At 60.4% G+C, this 18,285-nt stretch carries 15 protein-coding genes; 13 read left to right on the plus strand and 2 right to left on the minus strand.

The features are described 5' to 3' along the window. Positions 1-271: 271 nt before the first annotated feature. Entirely contained in the window at positions 272-994 is a 723-nt protein-coding gene (locus AC1RO0_RS11160; protein WP_498592950.1) for a response regulator, read from the plus strand. After that, a complete protein-coding gene (locus AC1RO0_RS11165) occupies positions 991-2,403 on the plus strand; it encodes an ATP-binding protein (protein WP_498592951.1) in 1,413 nt (470 codons plus the stop codon). The genes AC1RO0_RS11160 and AC1RO0_RS11165 overlap by 4 nt, the downstream gene beginning before the upstream one ends. 76 nt (positions 2,404-2,479) lie before the next feature. Here the strand turns inward: AC1RO0_RS11165 and AC1RO0_RS11170 are convergent, their stop codons facing one another. Further along, positions 2,480-3,523, minus strand: coding sequence for a class I SAM-dependent methyltransferase (locus tag AC1RO0_RS11170; protein ID WP_498592952.1), 1,044 nt, complete (start codon positions 3,521-3,523; stop codon positions 2,480-2,482). Positions 3,524-3,846: 323 nt separating this feature from the next. Here AC1RO0_RS11170 and AC1RO0_RS11175 point away from each other — a divergent pair, with 323 nt between their 5' ends. Next, positions 3,847-5,847 (plus strand): putative bifunctional diguanylate cyclase/phosphodiesterase, encoded by a 2,001-nt coding sequence (locus AC1RO0_RS11175; RefSeq protein WP_498592953.1) that lies wholly within the window; start codon positions 3,847-3,849, stop codon positions 5,845-5,847. 58 nt (positions 5,848-5,905) lie between these two features. On the opposite strand, the gene AC1RO0_RS11180 is transcribed toward AC1RO0_RS11175, so the two are convergent. Beyond that, complete coding sequence (locus AC1RO0_RS11180; protein WP_498592954.1) at positions 5,906-8,110, minus strand: TonB-dependent siderophore receptor; 2,205 nt, start codon at positions 8,108-8,110, stop codon at positions 5,906-5,908. 379 nt (positions 8,111-8,489) lie between these two features. Between AC1RO0_RS11180 and AC1RO0_RS11185 the strand changes: the two genes are divergently transcribed. The 10 genes from AC1RO0_RS11185 (at position 8,490) to AC1RO0_RS11230 (ending at position 18,259) form a co-directional block, all read left to right on the plus strand. Continuing rightward, complete coding sequence (locus tag AC1RO0_RS11185; protein ID WP_498592955.1) at positions 8,490-9,335, plus strand: ABC transporter ATP-binding protein; 846 nt, start codon at positions 8,490-8,492, stop codon at positions 9,333-9,335. Then, on the plus strand, positions 9,332-10,366 hold the full coding sequence (locus AC1RO0_RS11190; protein ID WP_498592956.1) for a FecCD family ABC transporter permease: 1,035 nt from the start codon (positions 9,332-9,334) through the stop codon (positions 10,364-10,366). Before AC1RO0_RS11185 ends, AC1RO0_RS11190 begins: the two co-directional genes overlap by 4 nt. Further along, positions 10,363-11,415, plus strand: coding sequence for a FecCD family ABC transporter permease (locus tag AC1RO0_RS11195; protein WP_498592957.1), 1,053 nt, complete (start codon positions 10,363-10,365; stop codon positions 11,413-11,415). Before AC1RO0_RS11190 ends, AC1RO0_RS11195 begins: the two co-directional genes overlap by 4 nt. 8 nt (positions 11,416-11,423) lie before the next feature. After that, a complete protein-coding gene (locus AC1RO0_RS11200) occupies positions 11,424-12,392 on the plus strand; it encodes an ABC transporter substrate-binding protein (protein WP_498592958.1) in 969 nt (322 codons plus the stop codon). A gap of 84 nt (positions 12,393-12,476) precedes the next feature. After that, on the plus strand, positions 12,477-13,370 hold the full coding sequence (locus tag AC1RO0_RS11205; RefSeq protein WP_498592959.1) for a MurR/RpiR family transcriptional regulator: 894 nt from the start codon (positions 12,477-12,479) through the stop codon (positions 13,368-13,370). Between the two features lie 345 nt (positions 13,371-13,715). After that, positions 13,716-14,558, plus strand: a complete 843-nt coding sequence (locus tag AC1RO0_RS11210; protein WP_498592960.1) for a transporter substrate-binding domain-containing protein — start codon at positions 13,716-13,718, stop codon at positions 14,556-14,558. Positions 14,559-14,588: 30 nt separating this feature from the next. Further along, positions 14,589-15,338 (plus strand): amino acid ABC transporter permease, encoded by a 750-nt coding sequence (locus AC1RO0_RS11215; RefSeq protein WP_498592961.1) that lies wholly within the window; start codon positions 14,589-14,591, stop codon positions 15,336-15,338. After that, positions 15,335-16,108, plus strand: coding sequence for an amino acid ABC transporter permease (locus AC1RO0_RS11220; RefSeq protein ID WP_498592962.1), 774 nt, complete (start codon positions 15,335-15,337; stop codon positions 16,106-16,108). Before AC1RO0_RS11215 ends, AC1RO0_RS11220 begins: the two co-directional genes overlap by 4 nt. Positions 16,109-16,118: 10 nt before the next feature. Continuing rightward, positions 16,119-16,907 (plus strand): amino acid ABC transporter ATP-binding protein, encoded by a 789-nt coding sequence (locus tag AC1RO0_RS11225; RefSeq protein ID WP_498592963.1) that lies wholly within the window; start codon positions 16,119-16,121, stop codon positions 16,905-16,907. Positions 16,908-16,918: 11 nt separating this feature from the next. Continuing rightward, positions 16,919-18,259: an MmgE/PrpD family protein gene (locus AC1RO0_RS11230; RefSeq protein ID WP_498592964.1), complete on the plus strand. Its 1,341-nt coding sequence runs from the start codon at positions 16,919-16,921 to the stop codon at positions 18,257-18,259. Positions 18,260-18,285: the final 26 nt, after the last annotated feature.

Genomic DNA, 18,285 nt, shown 5'->3' on the forward strand with positions numbered 1-18,285 from the left:
GATGGCGGATTTGATGTGGCCGTCAGCGCGATGTCCGTAGACACGGCTCCAACGCCAGCATCCGGAAAGCCGGATCAAGTTGAGCGGACCATCTCCGAGAGATGTCATCAAAGTTTGCCAACAGCGGGCAATTCGGTAATCAATTCTGTCACGGTCCGGCGGCCGTGACATTTGGTTACAATTTTGATGTTGCGGGAAACGTCCCGAAAACTTCAAAGACGCATATCAAGCGTTCCTCGGGCGGAAGCCTTTGGAAACAAAGGAACCTGCAATGCAACGAACACCCCATGTCCTCGTCGTCGACGACCACAAGGAGATCCGCGACCTCCTGGCCAAGTATCTTGCCAAGAACGGACTGCGCGTCAGCACGGCGAACGGCGGGGCGGAGATGCGCCAGCAGTTGCGGACCGCCACGATCGACCTGGTCGTTCTGGACATCATGATGCCGGGGGAGGACGGACTATCCCTCTGCAGGTCGCTGCGTCAGACGAGCATGGTGCCGATCGTGCTTCTGACGGCGGTGTCTGACGAGACCGACAGGATCATCGGCCTGGAGCTCGGCGCGGACGATTACGTCACCAAGCCCTTCAACCCGCGCGAGCTTCTGGCGCGCATCCGTGCGCTGCTTCGCCGCGCCAATGCCACTGCTGCGGTGACATCGGATCCGGAGCACAAGCGGTACCGCTTCGGAAATTGGACGCTCGACGTCTCGCAGCGATCGCTTGTCGATGCATCCGGCAGCGAAGCGGCGCTGGGAACAGCCGAGTTCCGTCTGCTGCTCGCCCTCGTTTCGCGGCCGGGCGTCGTTCTCACCCGCAATCAGTTGCTCGACATCACCGCCGGCCGGTCCGCGCAGGTTTTCGACCGCAGCATCGACAATCTCGTCAGCCGCCTGCGCCGCCGCATCGAAGACGATCCCCAGCAGCCGACGCTCATCAAGACCGTATGGGGAGATGGATACACCTTCGCCGGGACCGTCGAGGAGGTGTCGTGAAGCATTTGCGCTGGTGGATATGGCCGCAAAACTTTGCCGCGCGGCTGATCATCTCGCTTGTCGCGGCTCTCACGCTTGCGCAGGTCGCCCTGATCGTCATCCTGAACAGCCAACAGGACGGCATTGCCGAGCGGGTCGTTCATGGCCAGACCTTGAATGTGACCGCCACCCTGGCAAAGCTCCTAGCCACATCCCCGGTCAACGAGCAGGATCGCATCCTCGAAGCATTTCGGGCGAGGCAATTGTGCGCCGGGATCGAAACGGCCCCTGCGGTCAACCGTCAGATGAACGCGACGGAAAAGGACCTTGCCGATCGCCTCTTCCGGCAGCTCCAGGGTCTGCATTTCGACGCCCCTCGCATCGCCATCGAGCAGAACATGGCTCCCTGCCTCGATCTCGCAAACGGACCGGAGAATTCGGGACAACTGCCTGATCCGAAGCTGCAAGCGGGTGACGATTTCCCATATCCGTCGCGGATCGTTACGGTCATCACGCAGGTGCCCCTGCCGGACGGGCGCTGGCTTGTCGTATACAATGGCATAGCCCTGCCGACCTTCTGGAGTCCGGTTGCCTTTCTCTCCCTCTTCCTGTCGTCGCTGGCGGCAATCGTCGCTGTGACAATCGCCGTCCGATCACAGACGAAGTCCCTGCGCATGCTGGCAAGCGCATCCGAGCGGTTCGGCCGTGGAGAGACATTCTCGCCCCTGAAAGTCAGCGGTCCGTCCGAAGTCGCGGCAACGATCCAGGCGTTCAACACGATGTATCAGAGATTGAGCCAGTTCATGCGCGACCGGTTGCGCCTCTTTGCCAGCATCAGCCACGACCTGCGAACGCCGTTGACGACGCTGCGGTTGAAGGCCGAGTTCATCGATAATGACGAGGTCCGGGAGGACATCGTCGCCACGATCGACGAGTTGACGACTATCTGCGAAGCCACGCTTGCCTTCACGCGGGCCGAAGTCAGCACGGAAGACACCGCCATGGTCGATCTGGCCGACCTCATCCGGCAGGTTGCGGAGGAGTTTCGGCTGACCAAAGGCAATGTGCATCTGGCCGCCTTGCCGTCGCTTCCCTACCCCTGCCGCCCCGTCGCCCTGAAAAGAGCCTTGAGAAACCTGGTGGAGAACGCCATTCGCTACGGTGGCAGCGCATCCGTTACTCTTAGAGATGCCGATGGCGAAGTGATCATATCGGTCGAGGATGATGGACCCGGCATACCGGACGAGGAGATCGAGGATGCCTTTGAGGCCTTCGTTCGCCTCGAACCCTCGCGAAGCACGGAAACGGGCGGCCTGGGACTGGGGCTGTCGATCGCCCGCAGCATCGTTAAGGCCCATGGCGGCACCCTGTTTCTGCTGAACCGCGAAGACCACGGCCTCAGAGCCGAACTGCGCCTGCCCTCGAAGTGACCGGGCGTGCCCAGCAAAAAGCCGACCGGAGTTTCCCCCGGTCGGCTATTGAAAACGCTAGTATCGCTTCCTCAGTTTAGCTGCGCTTCCTGAGCACGCCGTAGACGATATTGCGGTTCTTGCCGAAGAACACGCTTGCCTCGTAATCCTGCCCATCCGTGCTCGCATGGATGATCTTCCACATGTCTGCCTCAGAACGGAGCAACAGTGCCCAGTTCATGAAGGTCTCGATGTAGCCATCGACCAGAATGGGATACGAATAGTTGGCGAACAGGAAGACGCCGCCCGGCTTCAGCATTTCCAGGCAACGCTGCGTCAGCTTGATAGCGACCTTGTCGACCAGATAGTCATAAAGACCCGAGGCATAGACGAGATCGAACTGGCCGGGGCTCGACCGCCGTGTCAGCAGGTCGCGAACAGAACCGTTGATGGCTTCGACCGCGGTTCCATGGAAATCACGGGCAATCGTGCCGATGCTGATCGGATCCTGGTCGAGGGCAACCCAGCGCTTGAGCGCCTTTTCGCGCAGCGCCACGGAATGGGCCGCCTCGCGCAGATGTCCGGCGGCCACGCTGAGGACTTCCGTTTCCGGCCCCTTCGCCGCCGCGACTTCATCCACATGACGCGCCAGGATGTCCCTGCGATCCCAATTGGCGAGCGAGGAGGGAGCGGTGCTGGTGTATTCGAAAAGCGCCCGACCACGTTCGGTGGCCTTGGCGACGCTGTCCATGATGCTTTCGTGCCGATAGATAAAGTCGAGCAGCGCGGCGTCGCCCGAATAGCCTCTCGGCTTATCGACGGACCACTTGGTCAGCGGATCTTCCTGAAAGAACGCGGATACCGGGTGGTTCTGGATGATCGGCACCAATTCCTGCCAAACGCGCGGATGCAGCGAATGGCGGGTTTCATGGAGCGAAAGCGTAACCCGATCGATAATTTCGGTCGGGTTATGGTCTTTCTCGAATTGCTGGCGGGCGAGTTCGAGCAACAGGGCGATTTGCCCCTTGCCGACGATCAGTTGCTCATCGAAACGGTCGCTCTTGGGTAGCTCCAGCTCGTTCGCGATTGCCGTCGGGGTAATCAGGCTATGGCCATCGAAATCCATCTTCCGTTGGTTCATGCGAGTTATCCTCTGTTAAATATGAGTAAATTATAAGTTGCCGTTGATGGAACCCAGAACTTCTTCAACAGGTCGGTGTTCCACTAATTTCTATCATAATGTGAAACTTTTGATTAACCATAGGAATTCTCTAACATGCTTAACGCCGCGCATTTTCGACTTGATTTTAACGGGATATAAAAAACGACGGCCTATTAGGTGGGAAAATGGCCGGTCTAACGCATCTTCTCAGTCCAGGGATGGATCAGCGACCGCACGATACGTTAATGGAATCCGCAGAGAAGATGCACTGCGAAGCGTAGTACGAGCGAATGGAACAGTGCATGAAGCGCATGTTTGCCAATTCGGCAGAGATCGATCTCGACAAGAGACTGCAGAGGCCGTCTCCGGCTGAGCTTCGCGAACTCTATCGACGAGATGACGAGATGGCCCGCAAGGAAGCCGCGCGGCAGGGCCTGTGGATTGCTGTCCTCGTCTATATACTGTTCTCGACCACGGACCTGTTGCTGATCCCGGATGTGGCGACCTATACGATCATAGCCCGTTTGACGGTCGGTGTGATTGCGCTTGCCGTCTTCGAAGGCCAGCGACACCTGAAGGTCGGCATTACTTATCTCGACCGCACCAGCGCCATGGCGCTGGTCCTGGGATATGCCGTGTGGATATTCCCCGCGATCCGGACCATCCATACCGATAGCCTGTCCTATTACATGATCTTCGGCGCCATCTTCATGATGGGCGCCAATCTGTTTTTCAGCTTCCGATTCCTGCTATCGGTGATCGCTTCGAGCGCCGTGCTGGCCACTTTCCTGCTGTCTTTGACGGCCTTCTGGCCGACGAATATCTATGCGCTGGCCTTCAGCACGTTCTATCTCTCCTGTTTCGTCTTCACATCCTACGTGAACTGGAAACTGAACCACGAGCGGTACAACGTCTTCCTGAACGCGCTCGAAGCACAGCTGCAGCACAGGGAGGCCACCGAACGCGGCGAGGCTTTGCTGCGGATGTCGAATACCGACTATCTGACGGGTCTCGAAAATCGACGGGCCGTCGACCACAGGCTGAGAAACTATTGGAAAGAATGGCAGGCCAATAGCCGTGGCTTCACGGCAATCCTTGTCGATGTCGACTTTTTCAAGAAATACAACGATTTCTACGGCCATCAGGAAGGCGACCGCTGCCTTATCCATATCGCGGCATCGATCAAGGAGGCCGTGGCGCCCCTTGGTGGCTCGATCGGTCGCTATGGTGGCGAGGAGTTCATCGTGCTCGCCCAGTTCAACGAGAAAGAGCGGGTGGCCTACCTCGCCGAACGGATCCGCAGCACCGTCGAGCAACTGCGCCTTCTCCATGAAGAACGGCGCGACGGCACCTCGGTAGTGACCGTCAGCATCGGGGCTGCCTTCACGAGGGAGCAGAGCGGCGCGAAACTCGAAAAGATCATCCATGAGGCAGACCGCGCCTTGTACGGCGCCAAGGCGAGTGGCCGCAACTGCACGCGCCTGTTCGATCCAAACGATCCCTACAGCAGTGATGAAAGCGAAAATATCGCGGCGCTGTTGAAGATCGCCATTAATCAGAATCTTGTGTCGCTAGTCTATCAGCCGATCGAGGATGTCGCCTCCAGGCGGCAGGACGTAGTCGAGGCGCTCATGCGCCTCAGGACGCTTGACGGCAGCGTCATCCCTCCGAACCTCTTTATTCCGATCGCCGAACGCACTGGCATGATCCTCGAACTCGGCCGCTGGGTGATACGCACGGCATGCCACGATCTTTTGGCGGACAATCATGTCCAGATCGCCAGCATCAATGTCTCCCCGATCCAGCTCAAAATGCCGGGCTTCGCGGCAAGCGTGGCGGCGATCCTTTACGAGACGGGCGTTTCCGGCAGCAGGCTGGCTTTCGAGATCACCGAGGGCCTCGAAATGGAAATGCATTCCGACATATTGAGATGCATCAACGATCTGAAAACGCTGGGGATCAGGATCTGGCTCGACGATTTTGGCACTGGCTTCGCCGGGCTATCATGGCTGCGCCTTATCGACTTCGACACGGTGAAGATCGACCGCTCCTTCCTCCACGGCAGTTCGACCGCGAGAGGCAAGGCCATGCTTCAGGACATTATCGGCCTCATCCGCAACCGTGGTCCCAAGATCCTGGTCGAAGGGGTGGAAACCGAGAAGCAGCTCGCTTTGCTGCGAGAGCTGCGCATCGACTACGCCCAAGGCTATCACGTTGGACGCCCGGCCTTGGCCCAAACCTTTCGCAACGACGTAGAAGAAGGGGTTCGCCCCTCGTCAGCCGCACCGACGTCGTCCGCATGAGATGCACCCGCCTTCCTTAAGCGGGTGCTCGCCCATTGCCCTTGATTTCAGCTAGCGATCAAAATTTGACGCTTGCGGAGAGGACTGCGCTGAAGGGTTCGCCGATCTGGTTGCCGAGATTGGTCGTTCCGATCGACGAGGTATAGTAGGTCTTGTTGAAAATGTTCTTCAGATTGAGCTGCAGCGTCAGCGGCCGTTCCATCTGGAACGTATAGGCGGCGAAGGCATCCGCCACGATATAACCGGGCAGGAAATAGGCATTGGTGTTCATGCCCGCCCGCTTGCCGGCGCCACGAAGGCCCGCGCCGACCTTCAGCGTATTGCTGCCGCCGACCTCACCGAAATCATAGGCAAAGAACAGCGAGCCGGTGTGGCGCGGCACATTGACCAGCTGTTTGCCGGCGTAGGTGGGGTCTTCAAGGACCTTGGCATCCGTAAAGCCATAGCTGGCGATCATGCTGAGCTCGTCGGTGATCTCGCCGGCAATATCGACCTCGACGCCCCGGGCACGAACGAGACCGGCAGTCTTGACGTAGGTTTCGCCGTCGATCACTTCCGAATAGGCGACATTCTTCTTGTCGCTAGTATAGAGCGCGACATTGGCCGTCAGCCCCTCGGCAATCTCGAACTTGCTGCCGATCTCATAGGAGATGCCCTCCTCCGGCGGCAGATTGCCATAATAGCTCGCAATCGAAGACTGCGGGCGGAAGGTCTTGGCGATATTGCCGTAGAAGGAGATGTCCGGCGTCAGCTTGTAGACGACGCCGCCGCGCGGCACCCATTTGCCGCCGTGGCTGTCGGTATTGGTGATGAAGGGGCGGCCTTTGCCGGCCATCAGATCGTAATACTGATAGCGAAGGCCGCCGACGAGGATCCATTGATCGTCGAGATGGAGCGAATCCTGGATATAGGCAGAGGCGGTGGAGATCTGCTCTGTCTGGTCGCTGTCGGCCTTCGAGACGGTCGTGCAAGCCGGCATTTTTCCATAGACCGGATTGTAGATGTTGAAATTCACCGATTGCCCGCAGCGGATGAGGTCGGTGCGCAGCGTATCGGCATAGTCGTAGGAGGTACCGAACAGCAATTCATTGCGCAGGCCACCGACGTCGACATCGCCGCTGAGATCAGCGCGGACGGCGTGATTGTAGATCGTCGAGCCCTGCGTCGCGTCGGCGCGTCGGGTGACGTTACCGGTCTTAGCATTATAGGCCATGACGCGGGCCTGATTGTCGGAATATTCGTTATAGCTGTAGCCGTAATCAAGGCTCAGCTTCCAGTTTTCATTCAACTCGTGCTTGACGTTGATCGTCGCCATGTCCGAGCTGCCCTTGGAGATATTGTAGGGCTCGTCGAAACGGATCTTCGGATCGACATTGACGGCATGGCCGGTATTGAGGTCGAAGATCGTGCCGCGGTCGAAGGGAACGCTGTAATCCTCATGCGTATAAGAGACCGTGACTTCGGTGTCCTCGCCATACCAGGAGAGCGACGGTGAGATGATCCAGTCCTTGGTTTTGCCGAAATTGCGCCAGTAATCGACATTCTTGTATTCGCCGATCAGGCGATAGGCGAAATCCGTGCCTTCGATCGGTCCGGTGAAGTCGAGGCCCGTTGAGCCGCCGCCGAAGCTGGAAGCGGTCCCGTAAATCTCGCCGCTGAAAGTCTGCTGCGGCTTCTTGGTGATGACGTTGATCATGCCGCCCGGATCGAGAATGCCATAGAGCGTCGAGGACGGACCCTTCAGCACTTCGACCCGATCGGTTGTGGCATTGAAGCTTCTCGGCAGCGCTGTCTTCAGGCCATTGGTCAGGATGGAGCCGTCGCGATTGTCGCCGAAGCCGCGGCGGATAACGGAATCCTGCGTACCACCGAGCGTGTTCGACTGGCTGATGCCGCTGATATTGGACAGCGCGTCGTCCAGCGACTGCGCCTTCTGGTCTTTCAGCACGTCCTGGCTGACGATATTGACGGCCTGCGGGATATCGATCAGCGGCGTGTCGGCGCGCGTCGCGGTAACGGTCGACACCGGCTGATACCCCTTGGTCGCACCGTCCTGGCCGCCGCTCTTGACGGTAATCGGCTTCAGAACTGTATCACCCTCAGCCCTGTCACTCTTCTGGGCCGCCACAGCTTCCGATTTTTTCGGCTGCACCACGGCCTCTTGCGCCATCGCCGGATAGGCCGCGCACGCGCTCAATATCAAAAAGGCCGTTCGCACATGATGGATCGTTGCGCCCGTAACCGCCGTCTGCCCCTGCTTCATTCTACCCCCATATCCTTGCGGATATCGTCCAATTCCAGCGCCTGATGTGAAGACCCACGTAACCGTGGGTTTGGCGGCTTATTCTTTTCTTGAATGTAGTAGTCAACTTTTAATTCGATGAATTCTTTCCCACCGGGCGTGGCGGCGTTAAGCACGAATGAATGAAACCCATCCATTTACTCAAGTAGACCATCCGGAAATTCCAGACTTTTCAGCGAGATACGAAAGTTCTCTTATCTTCCGACATCAACCCCGACTGACCTCCCAATCCGTCCTGCGCCCGCCGTCGCGAAGAATCCGCGGAATTTACAACGCAAAAAATTTGACTACTACACTCAGGAATACTTTCCCTCGAACGGAAACAGACGTGAAAGAGTGCATGCGAGAAGGACAAGAAGAGATTTCTGAACGACAGAGCGGAGCGGCCACTCCTCTGCTATCCGTCGAAGGCGTCTCTGCGGGCTACGGCAAGCAGTTGATCCTCGACGGCATTTCGCTGTCCGTTCCGGAAGCCACCATGACCATGCTGGTGGGGCCGAACGGCTCCGGCAAGTCGACGCTGCTGTCGGTCATGGCACGCCTCCTGAAGCCAATGGGCGGAACGGTCAACCTTGACGGCAAGGCACTGCACGCCATGCCGACGCGCGAGGTGGCCCGCAAGCTTGGTCTTCTGCCGCAAAGCCCGCTGCTGCCGGAAGGATTGACCGTCTACGACCTCGTCTCGCGCGGACGCTATCCGCATCAGGGTTTCCTTCGGCAGTGGACGGAAGCCGACGAAGAGGCTGTTCAACACGCGCTGACAGTGACCGATACGCTCGAATTCGCTGGCCGGCCCGTCGACAGCCTTTCCGGCGGCCAACGTCAGCGCTGCTGGATCGCCATGGCGCTGGCGCAGGAAACGCCCGTCATCCTGCTCGACGAACCGACCACTTTCCTCGACCTGCATTACCAGGTGGAAGTCCTCGACCTATTGCGGCACCTCACCCGCGAACACGGGCGCACCATCGTCGCCGTGTTGCACGATCTCAATTTCGCGCTTCAATATGCCGACCGCCTGATCTTCCTGAAGGACGGCGCGATTGCCGGCATCGCCGAACACCCCGGCGAATGCAACGCTGCACTCATCCGCGATGTCTTCAACACCGAGGTGGTTCGTCTCGCGCATCCGGAAACAGGCCTGCCCCTTTTTCTTCCCTCGACCAAGGGGGCCAAGAGGGAGCTATGAGTGCGATCTCGGTTTCTGCCAGTTCCACGCCACGGCGCGCTCGTCCGATGCGCAGCCTTTTCGCCCTTATGGCGCTGGCGGCGATCATTCTCGTGCTGGCTTCGATCCATGCCGGCATCGGCGCACGACCGGTGGCGCCGGCAACGCTGCTCAAGGCCGTCTTCGCCTTCGACAGCCATAATTTCGAGCATCAGATCCTGGTAAAGCTGCGGCTCGCCCGGCTTGCTGCTGCCCTTCTCGTCGGCGCCGCCCTCGGCGTCGCCGGGCTGCTGTTGCAATCGCTGCTGCGCAATCCGCTGGGAGAGCCGCATATTCTCGGCCTCAATGCTGGGGCAAGCCTTGCCGTCGTGCTGACCAGTAGCCTGCCGTTTCTGGCCGGCGGCCTCGCCCGCCCGCTGGTGGCGGCACTTGGCGCCGGCTTGCTCTTTGCCGCCGTCATCGCGCTCGCTTCCGCCGGTCGGGCCGGAATGACCATGCTGAAGGTCACCTTCTGCGGCATCGCGCTTTCCGCACTCGCCTCCTCCCTCACCTCGGCAATCCTCATCCTCGATGAAGAGACATTGCAGGAGATGCGGCTCTGGCTTGCCGGCGATCTCGCAGGGATCGGCTATGACCTGATTGGAGCCGCGCTTGCGCCTATCCTCATCGGAATGCTGCTCGCCATCATGATCGCTCCACGGCTCAACGCATTGGCGCTCGGCGATGCCGCAGCGACCGGGCTCGGCGTGCCGGTCAGGAGCACCCGACTGATCGGGCTTGCCGCCACGGCGCTTCTCTGCGGTGCCTCCGTCGCCGTCGCCGGCCCGATTGGCTTCATAGGACTTATGGTTCCCAACGCAGCCCGGCAGCTTTCCGGCGGCGACATCCGGCTCGCCCTGCCGCTTGCGGCGCTCGGCGGCGCGGCGCTGCTGCTTGCCGCCGATATCGCCGCGCGCATGCTGATGAGCCCGCACGAGCTTGCGACCGGCATCATGACCGCCATCATCGGCGCGCCGGTCTTCATTGTCGCTGCCTCGAGGTATTTCCGATGAGCGTCGCTCGGCAGAACGGCTATCATCTGGTCGTACTAGGCCCGCTGTCGCGCCGCATCCACTCGCGTAGTTGCATCGTGCTTGCCTTGCTTTTCCTCTTCGTCGTTGCCACGGCCTTGGCCATGGCTCCGCTCGGCAGCCACGAGGCAGGCTTCAGCGATCTCCTGACTGTGCTCTTAGACCCGGCCCGGGCAACCGGCGAAGGTCATCAGATCATTCGCGATTTCCGGCTGCCACGCATCGTCATGGCAGTGCTAAGCGGCGCGATGCTCGGGCTTTCGGGTGCCGCGCTGCAATCGCTGACACGCAACGGCCTCGCCGATCCCGGCCTGCTCGGTGTCAAGGAAGGCGCCAGCCTTTCGGTGATCACACTCATCCTGTTCATGCCATCGGCCGGGCTTTATCTCAGACCGCTTGTCGGCATGGCAGGCGGATTTCTCAGCGCGCTGATCGTGGCGTCGCTCGCACGCGACCTGACACGCATGCGCTTCGTGCTGATCGGTATCGGCTTTTCCTGGCTGATGTCGGCAGCGCTATCCGTGATCCTGACCACCTCGGATATTCGCGACGTGCAGACGGCCATGGTCTGGCTTGCCGGCAGCCTCAACGCCGTCTCCTGGGATGTCGTGCCGATCGCGCTTGTCTGCGCCGGTCTTGGTGCCGCGATCCTGTTCCTGACCGCAGCCGCGGCCGACGCCGCCGTTCTCGGCGATCCCTTGGCGATCGGGCTCGGCGTATCGCTGCGGCGGCTTTCGATCCTGCGCTTCGTTACACCTGTTCTTCTGACCGCGGCCTGCGTGTCCTGCGTCGGCAGCCTCGGCTTTGTCGGCCTCATCGCACCGCATATGGCGCGGCTGGCGATCCGTGGCGGCGGCCAGACGGCGCTTCTGGCCGGCAGCGCACTGTTCGGCGCGGCCCTGGTGCTGATCGCCGACAGCATTGGCCGCCTTGCCTTTGCACCGCTCCAGCTTCCCGCCGGCATCGTGCTTGCGATCGTCGGCGTTCCCGTCCTTCTGCTTCTGCTCTGGAAGCGCCGCAACCTTCTTTGAGGATTGTCATGTCTAGACGTTTTACCGCCGCTCTTCTCGTGCTCGCCGTTACCGCAGGTCCGCTGCTAGCGCAGGATATCGAGAAGCGCGTTTTCACCGATGATTTCGGCCGCAAGGTCGAGGTGCCGGTGCATCCGCTACGCATCGTCTCCATGCATGATCTCGACATCACCATCCCGCTGATCGAACTCGGCGTGCGCCCGGTTGCGAGCCACGGCCGCACGGGCACCGATGGCAAGGCCTATCTGCGCTCAGGGCCGATCCTGACCGGCATCGATTTCGATAATTCCGGCATGCGCTATATCGGCGCCGTCACCGTCGATCTCGAAGCCGTGGTCGCGGCGAAGCCCGACCTCATCATCACCGAACCCGGTCGCGCGACGCCGGTCGAGCAGCTCGAGAAGATCGCGCCGACCGTCGTCATCGACAATACCGTCGGCAGCGCACCATATATCTACGAGCGCCTTGCCGATCTCACTGGCACGCAGGACCGGCTCGCCATTCTCGACCGGCGCTACCGCGCACAGATCGAAGAACTGAAACAGGTGGTGGATCCGTCCAAGGTCACTGTCTCGGTGCTGCAGGCGCAGAACGGCAAGATCAGCATCTATCATACCTATCGCGCGCTCGGCCGTGTTCTGCGCGATGCCGGTTTCCACTTTCCCGACATTATCGAAAAGATCCCGGAAGGCGGTCGGATCGAGGTCAGCGCCGAGCGGCTGCAGGAACTCGACGCCGATTTCATCTTCGACACCTACCGCTCGGACACCGGCGGCACGCCGGCCGAGGAAATTGCAGCGATGAACAAGGTGCTCCCGGACTATTGCCAGTTCCTCGCCGCCTGCCGCGAAGGGCGCTACATCCTGTTGCCGCGTGAAGAGGCGATCTCCAATTCCTATGCAGCTCTCAATCTGATGGTGTCGATGGTGCAATCTCATGTTGCGGGGCGCCCCGGCTTAAAGCAGCCGCAACAGTGATGCGCCCAAGACTTTCAAAATCGGTAGGAATAGGACAATGTGGCCTCCTTAATATGATTATCTAAGGAAGGTATCTTACCGGCCATGGACGCCGCCTCCAGAATCCAGAAGAAGACCCGCCGGATCGACCGCTTCGGCGAACGACTGAAGAACCGCCGCGCCTCCCTGTCGCCGAGCCTGCTCAGCGTCGTCGATTTTATCGACCAGCATCGCCACGCCATCCTCGGCAAGTCCGCGCTCGAAATCGCCAACGAGACCGGCACCTCCGACGCGACGGTCATCCGCGCGATCCAGGCATTGGGATTCGAAGGGCTGATCGACCTCAAGGACACGCTGGGAGCCCATATCGGCGAAACGGATTCGCCCTCAGAGAAGATGGCGACGACAGCGCGCGAGTTGAACAGCAATGTCGATTCCGCCATCGATTTCGTCATCAACGATCACCGCAATGCCATGGAAGCCCTCTCCGCGCCATCCAATCGCCAAGGCATGACGGATGCCATCGCGGTCATTCTCGGGGCAAAGCGCATCGGCGTTTTCGGCATCGGCGCCTCCGGCGTGCTCGCGACCTATGCCGCCCGTCTCTTTTCGCGCAACGGCTACCCCTCCTATGCGCTCAACCTGACCGGGATCGCACTCGCCGAACAGCTTCTGACCATGGAAGAGGGCGATGCGCTGATCATGATGGCCTATGGCCGGGCGCATCGCGAGGGCATGACGACCATCACCGAGGCCCAGCGCCTCGGTATCCCGATCGTCATGCTGCTGGGGCAAGAAGACACCGTGCTGCGCAAGCATGCCGATGCATCGATCATCATTCCCCGCGCCAAAGTTGAACATGTCGCGCTCCACGGCCCGACCCTCGTCTGCCTTGAATCGATGATGCTCGCGCTCGCGACCGCCGCCCAGGAAACGACGCTGCAATCCCTCGACCGCCTTATCAACCTGCGCAGCTCCATCCGCCCCAGCAAGCGTTGAGGAAATGGTCTTATCAATCTGAAAATAAACACGAATGTCAGATCGGTCTAGGGACTTGGCACCTGTACGATATTCCTAACACTACCAGGCAGCGTGAAAGACGTTGAAGAATGAACCGCTCTCGCTCAGCACACCCGACCTTCGGCGTGAAAACGTCTTCCCGGGCAGCAAGAATGTAAGTTCATCCGCCATGCCTGCAGCAGGCCCGAACGACAGAGCGATTGTATTAAAACCCATATATTCCGTGGGTAATTCGTTCTATGAAGCCTGAAGAAATAGCATGCGATTCCTCGCCCGCTCTGGCCAGCCTCTCTAGTTTCCGCGCCGACAAGGAGTTTTAAACCCATGAACTTTGCCAAGCGAACTTCGGCGACGCTTTTTGCCGCCGCTCTTTCCATCGGTGCGCTTTTCAGCACGATCGCCCATGCCGACGCCACGCTCGACCGCATCAAGGGACGCGGCTCGCTGACGGTCGGCGTCATCCTGTCCGGCGCGCCATTCGGTTATATCGATCCGGCCGGCCAGGAGCAGAAGGGCTACAATATCGACATCGCCAAGGCGCTGGCCGAGAAGCTCGGCGTCAAGCTGGAAACGGTAACGGTCACGCCGCCGAACCGGGTGCAGTTCCTGCAGCAGGGCAAGGTCGATATCCTGATCGCCAACATGCAGTACACCGAAGAGCGCGCTAAGATTCTCGATTATGTGCCCACCCCTTATGACCGCAGCGGCGGTGCCGCCGTTGGCCGCAAGGATAGCGGGCTGAAGGACTGGAGCGACCTGAAGGGCAAGGCGGTTTGCGTATCGCAGGGTTCGAATTACACGCAGCCGCTCATCGAGCAGTATGGCGCCGAAGTGAAGGCTCTGCCCAGCCAGCCGGAATCGCTGCTGGCACTGCAGGGTGGCAATTGCGTCGCCGCCGTCCATGTCGGCGCCACCGTCGGCCTTCTCCTCCAGGATCGCCCGGAAGAATGGAAAGACTACACCATCCTCTTCCCGACCGAACTCGTCCCGTCGGACTCCGTGATCTGGCTGCGCAAGGGCGAGACCGATACGCGCGATGCACTCGACAAGGTCATCCGCGAGCTGCATGCCAATGGCAAGCTGCTCGACTATGCGAAGGCCAACCGGTTGCTCAACACTTCCTATCTCGAGGAAGAGCACAAGAAGCTCGAGAGCGAAGGCAAGTGACGCTTTTCGTTTCTTGAATTAAGGCGGCTCATGGGGAATTCCCTTCTTCAGGCCTTCATAGACTGGACGGGCAAGATCGGGCTCAACTACGAGTTCCTCGCCAGCGGTTATGAGGCGCAGATCTGGCGTGGTGGTTTTATCACCACGCTTTATCTCATTGTGCTCCTGATTCCGGTCAGCCTCGCTTTCGGCCTGCTGTTCGCAGCCATGCTGACATCCAGCCGTAAGCTGGTATCGGCGCCCGTCCGGGCATTCATCGAAATCACCCGCAATACGCCGACGCTGGTGCAGCTGATGTTCAGCTTCCTGGTGCTGAACACGCTCGTCTCCAATGTCCTCGGCGGGGCGCAGAACAATCCGCTCTCGCCCTTTTTCTGGGTCGTGGCCGTCGTTGGCCTGCATGTGGCTGCTCTGCACGCCGATGCCATCCGTGCCGGCATCGAAGCCGTACCGGAGCAGACGGTAGAGGCGGCGCGCGCTATCGGCTTCAGCCGCCTGGAGATCCTGAGGTTTGTGGAAGCACCGCTCGCGATCCGCGCCTCTCTGCCGGCCCTCGTCAACAATCTGATCAATCTGGTGAAGCTCACAACCGTCGGCAATGCGATCGCGGTGAGCGAGATCACCTATGCCTCGATCATGGTCTGGACGCAGCGCGACAACGTCGTCGAGTTGATGATCGTCATCCTGCTGTTCTTCAGCGCCATCAACCTGGCGGTCGCCCGTATCGGCCATTGGGTCGAGAAGCGCCTGGCCGTGCCGGGCTTCGGGGTGGGATCATGACCAACACCAAGATCCTCTCCGCGTCGGCGCACAGCCGGCTGCCATGGTTGTTCGGCGCTCTGATCGCCATTGCCGTCCTCTGGCTGCTTGCCGATCTGTCGCTGCTGTCGACGCTTATCGAGTGGCTGCCCTATCTCGGCAGCGGCTTCCTCATGAACATCCTGATCAGCCTGCTCGCCATGGCGGGTGGCACGACTGTGGGCGTGATCCTCGGCATTCTGGAACTCGCGCCCCTGAAGGTCGTCCGCTACCCGGTCGTCTTCTATGTGCAGGTTTTCCGCAACGCGCCGCATCTCGTGCTGATTTTCGCCACGACCTACATTTTCCCCTTCGAGATCGTGGTGGCCGGCCATTATCTGCCCTTCCCCGACTGGCTGAAGGCGGTGATCGGGCTTGCCATCCCGGCCAGCGCCTATGTGGCCGAGATCACGCGTGGGGCCATTCAATCGATCGCCACGACGCAATGGGAAGCGGCCAAGGGGCTCGGTTTTTCCCGGCTGCAGGCGCTACGCTGGATCATCCTGCCGCAATGCGCCCGCCGCTCGCTGCCGCCCTGGATGAACCTCTTCGCCTCCATCACCATGGGGACCGCGCTCGCCTCGCTGGTGGGGGTTCATGAACTCCTGCACGCCGCCACGGATGCAAGCACCGCCGTTCGCCGGCTGGATTTCACCGTGCTTGCCTATATCGTGGTGATGACGGCGTTCTTCGTTCTTTGCTATCCTATTTCCAGCCTGACGCGCCGCCTCGAGCGTCGCCTGAAAGTATGAGGAGCTGGGCATGAGCCAAGCCGCGACCAATCCGATCGTCGAACTGGCGGACGTGCACCTGTCCTTCGGACCCACAGAGGTGCTGAAAGGGATCGACTTACAGGTGGCGCGGGGCGAGACCGTCTCGATCATCGGCCCTTCCGGATCCGGAAAATCGACGATCCTGCGCTGCATCAACGCGCTGGTGACGCCGCAATCCGGCCGCATCACCGTCAACGGCGCGCGCGTCGATCTGATGACCAGCGAAACAGATAGGATCAAGCTGCGCCAGAAGATCGGCATCGTCTTCCAGCAGTATAATCTGTTTCCGCATCTGACGGTCATTGACAACATCACCCTCGCCCCGATCCGCATTCTCGGCGTCGATCGGGCCGAGGCCGAGCGTCACGCGAAGGATCTTCTGGCGCGAGTGCGGCTTTCCGAGAAGGCGCTGATGTATCCGGGACAGCTTTCCGGCGGCCAGCAGCAGCGCGTGGCGATCGCCCGCGCGCTTGCGATGAAGCCGGATCTTGTCCTGTTTGACGAGGTCACCTCCGCGCTCGATCCGGAAACCGTGGGCGAAGTGCTCGCCGTTATCCGCGACCTCGTAAAAGAGGGCATGACCAGCATTCTCGTCACGCATGAGATGCGGTTTGCAGAGGAAATCAGCGACGTCGTCGTCTTCACCGAAAACGGCCTCATCGTTGACAAGGGCTCGCCCGAGGACATCTTCCAGAAGTCGGCAAATCCACGCATCCGCCGCTTCGTCAACGGGCTGGCTGGCGGGCGTGGTGCTCTGGAAGACGGCGAAGGCATCTGAAGGGATCGATTATGGACAAGGTCTTTCCGCTTACCACGGCCTTTGCCGAGGCCATCGTCTCGTCCGAGCCTCTGAAGGACAAAGCCGCCATTCAGGCAGCGCGCACCGCAATCATCGACTGGTTGGCCTGCGCCTTTGGCGGCGCGCTCGATCGCACGACGCTGATCCTGCTCGACCAGCTTTCCCCCGGCACCGGGGCCGCAGTGATTATCGGACAAGCACGTCGAACCGATGCCCTGACGGCCGCGCTGATCAACGCCCATGCCGGTCATGTGCTCGACTACGACGACGTGCACTCAAGCGTGCGCGGCCATCCGACCACGGTGATCGTTCCGGCACTTCTGGCGCTTGCCTCGGAAACCCGGCTTTCCGCCGAGCAATTGATTGCGGGCTATGTGGTCGGGCTGGAAGCCATGGCACGCCTCGGGCTCTCGCTCGGCACCAAGCATTACGAGAACGGTTTCCATGCGACGGCGACGCTCGGCACGATCGGTGCGGCTGCGGCCGTCACCCATGTGCTTGGCTATTCGGTCGAGGAGACCGCCGTGGCGCTCGGGCTCGCCGCCACTCATTCGAGCGGATTGCGCTTGCAATTCGGCTATGATGCCAAGCCCTACCATGCCGGCATGGCCGCTCGCTCAGGCTTGCTGTCCGCGAAGCTCGCCAAGGCCGGTTTCGGAGGCGCCAGGGATTTCCTCGATAATCCCATCGGCTTCTTCTCCGCCTTCGCCTTTGGCGAAGAACGCCCGCAGGCCACGGTGGAAAACTGGGGTTCGCCCTGGCAGATCGTCGCGCCCGGCCTGACGCTGAAGGCCTTTCCTTGCTGCACGGCAAGCCATCCCGTCGGCGTGATCGGCATTCAGCTGCATCAGGAACGCTTGCGCGCGGAGACTATCGATACCGTCACCATCACCTTCCCGCCGGGCGGCGACGCCGCGCTGGTGGTGACGAACCCGGTGACCGGGATCGATGCGCGCTTCAGCGCCGAATATGTCTTTGCGACGGCTCTCATCGACGGAGCGCTCCGGATCGATCATTTCGGCGAAACGCCGGTGCGCGAGGACTTGATGGCCGTTGCCCGCCGCGTCCGGCGCCGTCATGACGAGACCGCCCCTCGCCTGTCCAGCGATCCGAAAACGCGTTTCGTGATTGCCGACATCACGCTCACCAATGGCGAGCGACTGACCCGTGAGTTCAAGGGCCTGCCGGGCGTCACTGATCCCACGGACAAATTCCGCGGCGCGACCGGCAACCATCCGGCCGTATCAGCCGTTCCGGAACTTGCAAGGACGATGCTGAGCGAGGATGATCTCTATCGGTTCCTCGACGTGCTCGGCCAGCGGCTGACCTGATCCTTTTCCGCAATTCCAAGGCATGA

The organism is Rhizobium sp. GW821-FHT14E12, assembly GCF_058803745.1.

Coding starts and splice junctions, on each gene's coding strand:
- AC1RO0_RS11230 (WP_498592964.1), top strand. CDS start 16,919: ATGGACAAGGTCTTTCCGCTTACCACGGCCTTTGCCGAGGCCATCGTC.
- AC1RO0_RS11210 (WP_498592960.1), top strand. CDS start 13,716: ATGAACTTTGCCAAGCGAACTTCGGCGACGCTTTTTGCCGCCGCTCTT.
- AC1RO0_RS11160 (WP_498592950.1), top strand. CDS start 272: ATGCAACGAACACCCCATGTCCTCGTCGTCGACGACCACAAGGAGATC.
- AC1RO0_RS11215 (WP_498592961.1), top strand. CDS start 14,589: ATGGGGAATTCCCTTCTTCAGGCCTTCATAGACTGGACGGGCAAGATC.
- AC1RO0_RS11190 (WP_498592956.1), top strand. CDS start 9,332: ATGAGTGCGATCTCGGTTTCTGCCAGTTCCACGCCACGGCGCGCTCGT.
- AC1RO0_RS11185 (WP_498592955.1), top strand. CDS start 8,490: ATGCGAGAAGGACAAGAAGAGATTTCTGAACGACAGAGCGGAGCGGCC.
- AC1RO0_RS11220 (WP_498592962.1), top strand. CDS start 15,335: ATGACCAACACCAAGATCCTCTCCGCGTCGGCGCACAGCCGGCTGCCA.
- AC1RO0_RS11180 (WP_498592954.1), bottom strand. CDS start 8,110: ATGAAGCAGGGGCAGACGGCGGTTACGGGCGCAACGATCCATCATGTG.
- AC1RO0_RS11200 (WP_498592958.1), top strand. CDS start 11,424: ATGTCTAGACGTTTTACCGCCGCTCTTCTCGTGCTCGCCGTTACCGCA.
- AC1RO0_RS11170 (WP_498592952.1), bottom strand. CDS start 3,523: ATGAACCAACGGAAGATGGATTTCGATGGCCATAGCCTGATTACCCCG.
- AC1RO0_RS11195 (WP_498592957.1), top strand. CDS start 10,363: ATGAGCGTCGCTCGGCAGAACGGCTATCATCTGGTCGTACTAGGCCCG.
- AC1RO0_RS11225 (WP_498592963.1), top strand. CDS start 16,119: ATGAGCCAAGCCGCGACCAATCCGATCGTCGAACTGGCGGACGTGCAC.
- AC1RO0_RS11175 (WP_498592953.1), top strand. CDS start 3,847: ATGAAGCGCATGTTTGCCAATTCGGCAGAGATCGATCTCGACAAGAGA.
- AC1RO0_RS11205 (WP_498592959.1), top strand. CDS start 12,477: ATGGACGCCGCCTCCAGAATCCAGAAGAAGACCCGCCGGATCGACCGC.